Raw genomic sequence first — 11,359 nt, 5'->3', positions numbered from 1 at the left:
TCCTTGGTGGTGAAGAACGGGTCCATCACCCGGGACAGCAGCGCCTTGTCGATGCCGTGACCGGTGTCGGTGACGGACAGCGTGGCATAGCGGCCCGGCGGCAGGCCGGCGAAGGCGTTGGCGTCGTCTTCGCCCACGTCCACGCTGGCCGTCTGCAGTGTCAGCGTGCCACCCTCGGGCATGGCATCGCGCGCGTTGACCAGCACATTGAGCAGCGCCACCTCGAGCTGGGTGGGATCGAGCTGGCAGTTGCCGATGTTCTCTTCGAGCTTGAACTCCACCCGGATCTGCTCGCCCAGCGTGCGCACCGCCAGGTCGGTCATGTCCTTGGTCACCGCATTGAGGTTGATCACCCGCCCGCGCAGGCTCTGCTTGCGCGAGAAGGCCAGGAGCTGGCTGGTGAGTTTGGAGGCCTTGCTCACCGCCTCGCGGATGTTCTCCACCCCGCGGCGCACATGCTCGGGATCGAGCTTGTTCATGCGGCCGCGCAGCTCCAGCAGATCGAGGTGGCCCGACATCACCTGCAGCAGGTTGTTGAAGTCATGCGAGATGCCGCCGGTGAGCTGGCCCAGCGCCTCCATCTTCTGCGCCTGGGCCAGGCCGTCTTCCGCATCGCGGCGGCGGCTCACGTCCAGCTGCGAGGCGAAGAAATACACCAGCTCGCCCGCCGGGTTGTAGACCGGCGAGATGAACAGCGCATTCCAGAAGGTGCTGCCGTCCTTGCGGTAGTTGAGCAGCTCGATCTGCACTTCCGTGCGACTGTCGATGGCGTCGCGGATCACGGCCACCGACGCGCGGTCCGTGCCCGGGCCCTGCAGGAAGCGGCAGTTGGTCCCCATGATCTCTTCCGGCGAGTAGCCGGTCATCGACAGGAAGGCCCGGTTGGCGAAGACGATGGGGTTGTCGGGCTGGCGCGGGTCGGTGACCAGCATGGGCATGCGGGTCATCTCGATGGCGGCGAAGAAGATGTCGTCCTTGTGGTCCTGCACCTCGCGCGGCGAGCCTTCGGCCCGGACGGGCCTGCGGATGTTGTGGAAGGGCGGCTTTTCGGGGCTACGGGTCACGGCTGAGGCCTTCGCGGAGTGCGTTGGGCCGGGATCGTCCCGCGGACGGCGGCGAGATTCGTGTAGGACGGCAGTCAGAGGCGCCGTCTGGCGCCCGTGTCCTACGGTGGCGCAAGGTCGCGGCCGAGTCCCGCGATGGCAGTTCGGGCGCTTGCGCCTTCTCTGGCCGCCGCCGTCGGCCGCAGCATCAGCCGGCGATGCCCAGCCGGCCGCGCACGGCCGCGGCGTCGGGCAGGTACTCGATGCCGCGCACCGTGCCGCCGTCCAGCATGATCAGCGTCAGCGTGCCCGCCTTGCGCGGCAGCGCGGCGGTGAGTTGCGCGTCGCGCACCAGGCCGACGGGAAAGGGCAGGTCGCGCATCTTGGGCAGCGCGAACATGCGGGTGATCACGGCCGGCATGCCGCTGATGTCGGCCAGGTACACCAAGCGCTGCTGGGCCAGCACCTCTGGATGCGCCTTCAGTGCCTCGGTGGCGACGTCGCCGGCCGCCTTGTCGGCCGCGAACAGCACCAGCCGCGTGCCGGCGTCCACCACCACCGGCCGGTCGAACTGGTCGTTGACGGACAGCGGCGGCAGGGCGCTGCCCACGACGAGTTCGGACTCGGCGGCGCCGGCCGCCGGCAGCAGCGCCACGGCGAGCAACGCGGCGCCTGCGCGCAGGGCCTGGCGCCGTGCAGTGGATGGGGGCAGGGCGAGGAAGGACGAAGCGGATCGGTGGGTCATGGAGAAGGCGAGGGGCGTTCACGCCGCGTGGCAAGGGGCGCCGAGCATAGGCGCGCGTCCCTGACCGAAGCTGAATGGCCCTGCGGCGCGGGTCCGGTGGATGCGGTCGCGCACCGGCGCAGCGGGGCGTCGGCGCGTCGACGTCGCCCCTGGCGCCGGTGGCGCTCACACCGGCAGCCGCGCGCCGGCCTCCCGCCGGTTGACCTCATGGAACAGCCCGCGCAGCCAGCGGTTGGCCGGGTCGCTCTGCATGCGGCGGTGCCAGAACTGCTGCACCTGCAGCGGCGGTGGCTTGAAGGGCAGGGCCAGGGTGCGCAACGGAATGTGCCGGCCCACGGCGGTGGCGATGTCCTGCGGCACTGTGGCCACCAGTTCCGTGCCGGGCAGCAGGGCCAGCAGGCTCATGAAGTGCGACAGCTCCAGCGTCACCTGCCGCTGCCAGCCCTTGGCATCGAGGAAGCGCTCCAGCAGGTGCTCGCGCCCATCGGGCCGCACGACCACATGACGCGCCGCCAGGTACTGCTTGAGCGTGGGCCGATCGCCCAGGGCGGTATGGCCCGCACTGGTGATGCATTCGTAGGTGGTGGTGAACAGCGACTGCTGGAAGTAGCCGGCCTTCTGCAGATCGGGGAAGAAGCCGATGGCCAGGTCGGCCTCACCCTTCTCCAGCGCATCGGCCGCCGCGGCCCGCGCCCGCGAGACCGCATGCAGCCGAACGCCCGGTGCCTCGTGCTGCAGCCGGCGGAGCACGCCCGGCAGGAAGGCCACCTCGCCGATGTCGGGCGTGAGCAGTGTGAAGCTGCGCTGCGCCTGGGCGGGTTCGAAATGGGGCGATTGCAGGATCTCCTGCTGGATGGTCTGCACCACCCGCCGCACCACCGGGGCCAGTTGCTGGGCGCGGGGCGTGGGCTCCATCTGCGCGGCGGTGCGCACGAAGAGCGCGTCGTCGAACACGCTGCGCAGCCGTGCCAGCGCACCGCTGGTGGCCGACTGGCTCAGGCCCATGGCCTCGGCTGCGCGGTTGACGCTGCGCGTCTGCATGAGGGTGTCGAACAGCACCAGCAGGTTGAGGTCGACCGAACGGATATCCATGAAACCGATTTTAGGAATCGGCCGGATCGTCTGTACAGGATGGGGGCGGCTTCCTACGATCCGCCGCAACAGCAACGACGCCCGACCGGCTCCCGCACCCGGGGCGGCCGCGCGAAGGAGACAAGACGATGAGTTCCCCCTGGATCGAGGGCCTGCGCAGCGTGGCCCTGTTCGTGCCCGACCTCGCCCGTGCCGAGGCCTTCTATACCCAGACCTGGCATCTGGCCGTGGCCCACCGCGGCGACGACGTGCTCTACCTGCGCGGCACCGGCGACGACGACTACCTGCTGGCCCTGCACCAGGGCGGCGACGCGCCCCAGGTGCGACAGGTGACGCTGCGTGCCCGCAGCCGCGAGGCGCTGGACGCCCTGTGCGAGACGGCCGTGGCGGCTGGCGGCACGTTGCTCGCTGAGCCGCATGCGCTGACCAAGGACCCGGCCGGCGGCATCGGCATGAAGTTCAAGGACCCGCACGGCCGCGTCTTCCAGGTGGTGCATGGCGACGCGCGACGCGAGGCCGACCCGCCACAGGCCGACATGCCGATCCGCCTCACGCACGCCGTGCTCAACAGCCACGCGGTGGACGACACCAAGGCCTTCTTCGAACGGGCGATGGGCTTCCGGCTCGCGGACCGCACCGGGATCATGGCCTTCATGAACTGCAACCGGGACCACCACACCCTGGCCATCGGCATCACCGACAACGACGCGCTCAACCACATCGCCTTCCTGATGCCGGACTTCGAGTCGGTCATGCGCGGCGGCGGCCGCATGAAGGACGCGGGCCATCCCATCCAGTGGGGCCCCGGCCGGCACGGCCCGGGCAACAACCTCTTCAACTACTTCATCGACCCCTTCGGCGTGGTCATCGAATACACGGCCGAAGTGGAGCAGGTGGACGACAGCTATGTCTCGCGCGGCCCCGAGCACTGGAAGTGGCCACCGGGCCGCATCGACCAGTGGGGCATCGCACCCATGCCCGGCCCCGAACTCAAGGCGGCGCAGCGGCAGGTGCTGTTCGCGCCGGCCTGACCTCCCTTGAGCCTTTCCTTCCTCTTCGCACAGACCCCATGAAGTTCACCACCTACCTGCGCGATGGCGCACCGCGCCTGGCCCTCGTCTACGGCTACATGCTGATCGACCTGAACGAGGCTGACAGCCGCATTCCCGCCGACCTGCGCGCCGCGCTGACCGCCGGCATCGACCTGCCGGCCCGGGCTGGCGCTTGCGTCGATTCCGGCGCCGCCCGTGTGCCGATGGCCGGCGTGCGGCTGGCCCCGCTGTTGCCCGAGCCGGGCAAGACGGTCTGCCTGGGGCTCAATTACTTCGACCATGCGAAGGAAGGCGGGCGCGAGAAGCCCGATTACCCCTGGTTCTTCTTCCGGGGGGCCAGCTCGCTGATCGCCCATGGCGATGCCGGCGTGGTGCCGCGCGTGTCCTCGCGCTTCGACTACGAGGCCGAGCTTGCCGTGGTCATCGGACAGCGCGTGCCGCGGCATGTGAAGGAGGCCGATGCGCTGCAGTACGTCTTCGGCTACAGCTGCTTCAACGACATGAGCGTGCGCGACTACCAGAAGCGCACGCCGCAGTGGACCATCGGCAAGAACTTCGACGCCACCGGCGGCTTCGGCCCGGTCCTCGTGACGGCCGACGAGCTGCCGCCCGGCGCCACCGGCCTGCGCATCCAGGGCCGGCTCAACGGCGAGGTCATGCAGGACGCCAACACCACCGACATGATCTTCGGCGTGGCCGAGACCATCGCCCTGTTGGCCGAGGTGCTCACGCTGGAGCCGGGCGACGTGATAGTGATGGGCACGCCCGCCGGCGTGGGCCAGGCACGCACGCCGCCGGTGTGGATGAAGGCCGGCGACACCTACGAGGTGGAGATCGAGCGCGTCGGTCTGCTTTCCAACCCCATCGTCGCGGAAGCGCAGGCATGACGGCCGCGCCTGTCTACGACGTCGCCATCGTGGGCTACGGGCCCGTCGGCCAGGTGGCCGCCGGGCTGCTGGGCCAGCGGGGCTTCAAGGTCCATGTGTGCGACCGGCTGACGGAGGTCTACCAGATCCCCCGGGCCATCGCGCTGGACCACGAGATCATGCGTGTCTTCCAGCAGCTGGGCGTGGTGGAGGCCATCGCACCCTTCACCGAGCCCTTCTCCAACTCCGAGTACTTCGGCGTGGACGGGCAGCTGATCCGCCGCATGACCATGCTGCCGCCGCCCTATCCACAGGGCTACACGCCCTCGCTGGTGTTCACTCAGCCGCCGGTGGAGCGGGCGCTGCGCGAGCGCGTGGCGCGCCTGCCCAACGTGACGGTGGAACTGGGCGTGGAGATGACCGCCATCGCGCAGGACGCCGAGGGCGTGCAGCTCACCTTGCAGCGCCAGGGCGGCACCCACACCGTGCAGGCCCGCTATGCCATCGCCTGCGACGGCGGCAGCAGCGGCGTGCGCACGCAGCTGGGCCTGCCGCTGGAGGACCTGGATTTCGACGAGCCGTGGCTGGTGGTGGACGTTCTGCTCAACGCCGCCGGCATGGCCCGCCTGCCCGCTGTGAGCGTGCAGTACTGCGAGCCCGAGCGGCCCTGCACCCTGGTGCTGGGCCCGGGCAACCACCGCCGCTGGGAGATCTCGCTCAAGGCCGGCGAGGACCCGCGGGAGATGGCCACGCCCGAGGCCACCTGGCGGCTGCTGTCGCGCTGGATCGGCCCGGAGCACGGCGAGCTCTGGCGACAGGCCAGCTACCGCTTCCATGCGCTGGTGGCGGCCGACTGGCGGCGCGGCCGCGTCTTCCTGGCGGGCGATGCGGCCCACATGCAGCCACCCTTCCTGGGCCAGGGCATGTGCCAGGGCATCCGCGATGCGGCCAACCTGGCCTGGAAGCTGGGCGCCGTGCTGGCCGGCGAGGTGCAGGGCGAGGCGGCCGACGCGCTGCTGGACAGCTATGGCCACGAGCGCCGTGCCCATGTGCGCGAACTCACCAGCCGCATCAAGCATGTGGGCGCCGTGATCTGCGAACGCGACACCGACCGCGCCCGCGAGCGCGACCGCCGCCTGCTGGCCGAGGCTGGCGGCGAGGTGCGCGATACGCCCAGGCAGGACATCCTGCCCGGGCTCGAGACCGGCCTGCTGGCCGAGCGATCCGCCGGCGGCCGGGGCGGCCTGTTTCCCCAACCCTGGCTGCGCACGGCGCAGGGGCCGCGCCGCATGGACGCGCTGCTGGACCCTGGCTGGCGGCTGGTGATGGCCGGCGGGGTGCCTCTGCCCGAGGGCGGCTTCGACGGCCTGCGCATCCTCAGCCTGGGCGAGCAGCCCGAGACCGAGGGCGTGGTGCGCGACTGGTTCGCCCGGCACGCCGCAGTGGCCGCGCTGGTGCGGCCCGACCACTATGTGTTCGGCACCGCGGCGCGGGCCGAGGACATCGGCGCCCTGCTGGACGAGGCCGCCACGCGCCTCGGCCTGGCCACGGCCTGCGCCGCCTGAACGGCGCCCGCCGCCACCCCGGCGGCGAGGCAGGCCACGCTTTCGACGACGACAACAACCACAGACGGAGACAACGCACCATGAACCGACGCCAATTCCAGCAGGCCCTGGCCGCCCTGGCCCTGCCCCTTGCCTCCCCTGCGGCGCGCGCCCAGTCCTGGCCCGAGAAGCCCGTGCGCTTCGTGCTCTCGCAGCCCGCGGGCTCGGGGCCGGACATCCTGGCCCGCCAGATCGGCGACCAGCTTTCGCGCCTGTGGCAGCAGGCCGTGATCATCGACAACCGCCCCGGTGGCCAGAACGTGATCGGCGCCCAGGTGGCGGCCCGCGCCGCACCCGACGGCTACACGCTCTACTACGCCACCACCGCGGCCATGGTGACCAACGTGTTCACCTTCAAGTCGCTGCCCTACGACCCGGCGCGCGACTTCGTGCCGGTGCGGCTGGTCGGGCGCAGCCCCTTCGTGCTGGCTGCCGCGGCCAGCTTCCCGGCCAAGGACCTGCCCGACCTCATCGCCCGCGCCAAGGCCCAGCCCGGGATGCTGGCCGCGGGCACCGAAGGGCCCAAGACCTTCTCGGGCATGGTGCTCGACAGCATGGCCGCCACCGCCGGCATCAAGCTCAACCAGGTGCCCTACACCAAGGCGCCCGAGGCGCTGCAGGACCTGCTGGGCGGCCGGCTGCAGCTGGTGTGCCTGCCCGAGGCGGCCCTCACCGCCTACATCCAGGGGGGCCAGGTGCGTGCGTTGGCCGTGAGCACCGGCAAGCGCCTGCCGCAGTGGCCGCAGGTGGCCACCGTGGCCGAAACGCTGCCCGGCTTCGAGTTCACCGGCTGGAACGGCATCTTTGCGCCAACCGGCACACCGGCTGCGGTGGTGGCCCGCATCAATGCCGACCTGGACAAGGTCATGGCCCAGCCCGAGACCGCGCAGCGCCTGGCTGCGCTGGGCACGATGGCCGAAGGCCCCATGAGCCCGGCCGAGTTCGGCAGCTTCATGAAGGCCGAGCGCGAGCGCTGGGCGGTGGCCGTCAAGACCATCGGCCTGCAGCCCGAATGAGCCGAGCCGGAGGAAGCGACATGCAACGCCGCGACTTCATCCGCCAGGCCGGCGCGGGCGCGCTCGCCGGTGCGCTGGGCCCGTCCCTCGCGCAGGCACAGGCCGAGCGCACTGCCTTCATCATCTCGGGCTTTCCGGCCGGCGGCATGGGCGACCAGGTGGCGCGCCCGCTGGCCGAGAAGCTGCGCGGGCGCTATGCGCCCGGTGTGGTGGTCGATGCCCGTGTGGGCGCCGGCGGCCGCATCGCGGTGGACTACGTGCGCCGGGCGGTGCCCGACGGCATGACGATCCTGCAGATCCCCAGCTCGCCGATGACGCTGTACCCCAACACCTACCGCAAGCTGAGCTATGACCCGCTCGCGGACTTCGTGCCGGTGTGCAGCACGGTCAACTATGCCTTCGTGCTCACCGCCGGGCCGGGCGTGCCGGCCGAGGTGCGTACGCTGGCCGACTACCTCAAGTGGGTGCAGGCCAATCCGCAGGCCGCCACCTATGGCGTGCCGGCGGCGGGCTCGGCCCTGCACTTCGTGGGCATGCTGCTGGAGCGCCACAGCGGGCGCAAGCTCACGGCCGTGCCCTACAAGGGCGGCGCGCCGCTGCTCAACGACGTGCTGGGCGGCCAAGTGCCGGTGAGCGTCAGCGTGCTGGGCGAGGTCATGCCCTACATCCGCAGCGGCCGGCTGCGCGGACTGGCCGTCTCCAGTGCGCAGCGCTCGCCCTTCCTGCCCGATGTGCCCACCTTCGTCGAACAGGGACTGGCCGACGTGGTGGTGCAGGAATGGCTGGGCTGGTTCCTGCCGGCCCGCGCGCCGCGGGAGCGGGTGCAGCAGCTGAACGCGCTGGTGGGTGAGGGTCTGCGTGATCCGGCGCTGGTCGACAGCCTGGCCAGGAACGGGCTGCAGCCCTTCCATCAGTCGTCGGAGGAATTCGCGCAGCTGGTGCGCGGCGATCTGGCGCGCTGGGCGCCCATCGTGAAGTCCTCGGGCTTCACCGCGGAGGACTGACAGGCATGGCGATCGAACTGACGGGTGCGCAGGCGCTGGTGCGGCTGCTGGCGGTCGAGGGCGTGGGGCAGGCCTACGGCATCGTGGGCGGCAAGCTGGCGCCGCTGCTGCATGCCATCGCGGGCCAGCCGGGGCTGCGCTTCATCGGCACACGTCACGAGGCCGCGGCGCCTATGATGGCGGCGGCCACCTTCGCCGGAACCGGCCGGCTGGCCGTGGCCATCGGCGAGATGGGGCCGGGCGGACTCAACCTGATCTCGGGACTGGGCGTGGCCTTTGCCAACCAGCTGCCGCTGCTGGCCATCACCGCCAACCAGCACCGCGCCGCCGCCTATCCGCACAGCGGCATGTTCATGGACCTGGATGCGGTGGCCGTGAGCCGCGCCATCACGAAGTGGAATGCCGTCGTCCACGACGCGCGTCGTCTGCCCGAGCTGGTGCGCCGCGCGCTGCGCGAGGCGTTGAGCGGCCGGCCCGGTCCGGTGCACCTGGACATTCCGCAGGACGTGCTGGCCCAGCGCTGCGCCTTCGCCGACGACGAGTTCGACCTGCCCCCGCACCGCTACCGCGCCATCGGTCGGCCGCGACCGGATGCCCCGGCGGTGGCGCAGGCGGCCGCGTTGCTGCGCGCGGCGCGCCGTCCGCTGATCGTGGCGGGTGGCGGGGTGGTGGCCAGCGAGGCGGCGGCGCAGGTGCGGGACCTGGCCGCGCGCCTGGGCTGCCCGGTGGTGCCCACGCAGATGGCCCTGGGCGTGGTGCCCACCGCCAGTGCGCATTTCATCGGTCATGGCGGCCTCATCGCCGGCGCCCCGGTGCAGGCGGCCTTTGCCGAGGCGGACGTGATCGTGGCCGTGGGCTGCCGCTGGTCGTCCTGGATGTGGGACGCGCAGGGCCCGCTGGCCCGGCGCAGCCACCGCACCATCGCCGTCAACCTGGACCCCTCGGCGCTGGGCCATCCCGCGGTGCATGAAGTTGCCATGCAGGCGGACGCCCGCGCCGCGCTGGACGACCTGTGCGCTGCCCTGCAGACTGGCGCGCTGGCTGTGGAGGCCGACTGGTTGCCGCGCATGAGGGAAGGGCGCCAGCGCTACGAGGCCGCCCTGCATGCAGCGGCCGATGCGCCACGCGGAGAGGGCGCCGCGATGCATCCCTGCGCGCTGGCCCGTGAAGTCGGCGCTGCGCTGCCGGCCGATGCGCTGGCTGTGTTCGACGGTGGCCACACCACGTTCTGGTCCAACGACCTGACGCCCGTGACCGCACCGCGCACGCGCTTCCACGAGCCGGGCATGAGCCACCTCGGCTTCGGCCTGCCCTATGCACTGGCGCTGCAGGCGGTGCATCCGGGGCGGCCGGTGGCGCTGCTCACGGGCGACGGCTCCTTCGGCTTCACGCTGAACGAGCTGGACACGGCGCGGCGCCACCGGCTGCCCGTGCTGGTCGTCATCCACAACAACGAGGCCTGGGGCATCATCCGCGCCGGCCAGCGCAAGGCGCTGGACTTCGAGCTGGGCACCGACCTGTCGGGCACCGACTACGCCGCCATCGCGCGCGGCTTCGGCTGCCACGGTGAACGCGTGCTCGCGCCGCAGGAGGTACGTCCGGCCATGGAGCGGGCCTGGGCCAGCGGCCTGCCGGCGGTGCTGGATTGCCGCACCGACTTCCTGCCCCATCCGGCCGGCCCGATGTTCGGCAGCATGAACCAGTATGGTTTCGAGGCGCTCACGCGGCTGCCCGCGGCCCCATCGGCCTGATCGCTTTTCGACGCACTTCCTGGAACACGCCATGACCGCTTCCCTCACCCTCGACCAGGCCCAGCGCCTGCTGGCCGCCGCCCTGGCGCGATCGCGCGAACGCGGCTTCAAACCCATGGCCGTGGCTGTGCTCGACGGCGCCGGCCACCTCAAGGCCTTTGCCAGCGAGGACGGCGCAAGCATGTTCCGCTTCGATGTCGCCCGGGCCAAGGCCTGGGGGGCGGTGGGCATGGGCGTGGCCAGCCGTGCGCTGGCCGAGCGGGCCCGCGACAACCCCAACTTCTTCGTCTCGCTGTCGGCCACGGCGCAGGGCCGCTTCCTGCCGCAGACGGGTGCCGTGGTCATCAAGGATGCCGCCGGCACGGTGATCGGCGCCGTGGGTGCCAGCGGCGGCACGGGCGACGAGGACGAGCTGATCTGCATCGCGGGCGTGGAGGCCGTCGGGCTGCAGTGGGGCTGAGCGAGGCCCTGGGTGCCGGCCGTCCTCGGACGCGGCGCTGGCCCGATAGCGCCCTCGGTTTCGGCGCGTGCGGCAAACCTCAGTTCTGCGCTTCGGCGCTTTCCAGCGCGGCCACCGTCTCGCGCAGCCAGGCGCCGATCTGCGCCAGCCGGCGGGGGTCGGCCGCCTGGTCGCGCAGCACGCCGCAGTTCATCACATAGCGCAGGCCCTCGACAGGTCGGCTGAAGGGCACGGCCACCGCCACGATCTCGGGCCGGAAGTCGCTGGAGCTGCACCAGCCGTGGCGCCGGCAGTCGGCCATTGCGGCACTGGCCGCTGGCCACAGCCGCGCGACAGCCTCGGGTTGAGCCAGCCGCAGCCGGTGCAGCAGAGCTTCGCGCGCCGGGCGCTCCACGCTGGCCAGCCAGGCGCGGCCCATGGCGGTCTGGAGCATCGGCATGGGGGCGCCTGTGTCGGGTGGCAGCAGGCGCGCGTCGGTCTGCCAGGCGGTCTCGACATAGACCATGCTGGTCTCGTGCGGCAGGCCGAGTGACACCGCGCCGCCGGTGCGGGCCGCCAGGGCCAGCATGGCCGGCCGGGCGCGCCGCCGAAGCGGCAGCCCCGACAGCATGGGATAGGCCGCGGCCAGCACCGCGGGCGCCAGGCGGTAGCCGGCCGTGGTGTCGTCGCGGCGCAGATAGCCGCGCGCCACCAGCGTGTGCACCAGCCGCTGCACGGTATTGGGTG

Annotated in this window: 11 protein-coding genes; 7 read left to right on the top strand and 4 right to left on the bottom strand. The window is 71.6% G+C overall.

Annotation, left to right across the window (positions count from 1 at the left end; translation table 11 throughout):
• The 3 genes from QZ772_RS18700 to QZ772_RS18690 all read right to left on the bottom strand — a co-directional run.
• A partial coding sequence (locus QZ772_RS18700) for a PAS domain-containing protein (protein ID WP_295529370.1) occupies positions 1-1,028 on the bottom strand: 1,028 nt, incomplete at its 3' end.
• Between the two features lie 223 nt (positions 1,029-1,251).
• Positions 1,252-1,788: a hypothetical protein gene (locus QZ772_RS18695; RefSeq protein WP_295529368.1), complete on the bottom strand. Its 537-nt coding sequence runs from the start codon at positions 1,786-1,788 to the stop codon at positions 1,252-1,254.
• A 165-nt stretch (positions 1,789-1,953) separates the two neighbouring features.
• On the bottom strand, positions 1,954-2,880 hold the full coding sequence (locus QZ772_RS18690; RefSeq protein ID WP_295529366.1) for a LysR family transcriptional regulator: 927 nt from the start codon (positions 2,878-2,880) through the stop codon (positions 1,954-1,956).
• A 128-nt stretch (positions 2,881-3,008) separates the two neighbouring features.
• Here QZ772_RS18690 and QZ772_RS18685 point away from each other — a divergent pair, with 128 nt between their 5' ends.
• The 7 genes from QZ772_RS18685 (at position 3,009) to QZ772_RS18655 (ending at position 10,633) form a co-directional block, all read left to right on the top strand.
• Positions 3,009-3,911 carry a VOC family protein gene (locus tag QZ772_RS18685; protein WP_295529364.1) on the top strand — a complete coding sequence of 301 codons (903 nt, stop codon included), beginning with the start codon at positions 3,009-3,011 and terminating at the stop codon, positions 3,909-3,911.
• A 38-nt stretch (positions 3,912-3,949) separates the two neighbouring features.
• The gene (locus tag QZ772_RS18680) at positions 3,950-4,819 is read left to right on the top strand and encodes a fumarylacetoacetate hydrolase family protein (RefSeq protein WP_295529361.1); all 870 of its coding nucleotides are present in this window, start codon (positions 3,950-3,952) and stop codon (positions 4,817-4,819) included.
• Positions 4,816-6,363, top strand: a complete 1,548-nt coding sequence (locus QZ772_RS18675) for a bifunctional 3-(3-hydroxy-phenyl)propionate/3-hydroxycinnamic acid hydroxylase (protein ID WP_295529360.1) — start codon at positions 4,816-4,818, stop codon at positions 6,361-6,363. Before QZ772_RS18680 ends, QZ772_RS18675 begins: the two co-directional genes overlap by 4 nt.
• A gap of 80 nt (positions 6,364-6,443) precedes the next feature.
• Positions 6,444-7,418, top strand: coding sequence for a tripartite tricarboxylate transporter substrate-binding protein (locus QZ772_RS18670; protein WP_295529357.1), 975 nt, complete (start codon positions 6,444-6,446; stop codon positions 7,416-7,418).
• A gap of 20 nt (positions 7,419-7,438) precedes the next feature.
• Positions 7,439-8,422 carry a tripartite tricarboxylate transporter substrate-binding protein gene (locus QZ772_RS18665; RefSeq protein WP_295529355.1) on the top strand — a complete coding sequence of 328 codons (984 nt, stop codon included), beginning with the start codon at positions 7,439-7,441 and terminating at the stop codon, positions 8,420-8,422.
• Positions 8,423-8,427: 5 nt separating this feature from the next.
• Positions 8,428-10,173 (top strand): thiamine pyrophosphate-binding protein, encoded by a 1,746-nt coding sequence (locus QZ772_RS18660; RefSeq protein WP_295529353.1) that lies wholly within the window; start codon positions 8,428-8,430, stop codon positions 10,171-10,173.
• Between the two features lie 31 nt (positions 10,174-10,204).
• Positions 10,205-10,633, top strand: a complete 429-nt coding sequence (locus QZ772_RS18655) for a heme-binding protein (protein WP_295529351.1) — start codon at positions 10,205-10,207, stop codon at positions 10,631-10,633.
• Between the two features lie 79 nt (positions 10,634-10,712).
• Here QZ772_RS18655 and QZ772_RS18650 read toward each other — a convergent pair.
• A partial coding sequence (locus tag QZ772_RS18650) for an IclR family transcriptional regulator C-terminal domain-containing protein (protein ID WP_295529349.1) occupies positions 10,713-11,359 on the bottom strand: 647 nt, incomplete at its 5' end.

It is taken from the genome of uncultured Pseudacidovorax sp., assembly GCF_913773995.1.
Classification (GTDB): Bacteria; Pseudomonadota; Gammaproteobacteria; order Burkholderiales; family Burkholderiaceae_C; genus Xenophilus.
This window is presented reverse-complemented; position numbering and strand designations above follow the sequence as displayed.

Excerpts from the sequence above, each read along its gene's own strand:
- QZ772_RS18695 (WP_295529368.1), bottom strand. The coding sequence starts at position 1,788 with ATGACCCACCGATCCGCTTCGTCCTTCCTCGCCCTGCCCCCATCCACT.
- QZ772_RS18690 (WP_295529366.1), bottom strand. The coding sequence starts at position 2,880 with ATGGATATCCGTTCGGTCGACCTCAACCTGCTGGTGCTGTTCGACACC.
- QZ772_RS18685 (WP_295529364.1), top strand. The coding sequence starts at position 3,009 with ATGAGTTCCCCCTGGATCGAGGGCCTGCGCAGCGTGGCCCTGTTCGTG.
- QZ772_RS18680 (WP_295529361.1), top strand. The coding sequence starts at position 3,950 with ATGAAGTTCACCACCTACCTGCGCGATGGCGCACCGCGCCTGGCCCTC.
- QZ772_RS18675 (WP_295529360.1), top strand. The coding sequence starts at position 4,816 with ATGACGGCCGCGCCTGTCTACGACGTCGCCATCGTGGGCTACGGGCCC.
- QZ772_RS18670 (WP_295529357.1), top strand. The coding sequence starts at position 6,444 with ATGAACCGACGCCAATTCCAGCAGGCCCTGGCCGCCCTGGCCCTGCCC.
- QZ772_RS18665 (WP_295529355.1), top strand. The coding sequence starts at position 7,439 with ATGCAACGCCGCGACTTCATCCGCCAGGCCGGCGCGGGCGCGCTCGCC.
- QZ772_RS18660 (WP_295529353.1), top strand. The coding sequence starts at position 8,428 with ATGGCGATCGAACTGACGGGTGCGCAGGCGCTGGTGCGGCTGCTGGCG.
- QZ772_RS18655 (WP_295529351.1), top strand. The coding sequence starts at position 10,205 with ATGACCGCTTCCCTCACCCTCGACCAGGCCCAGCGCCTGCTGGCCGCC.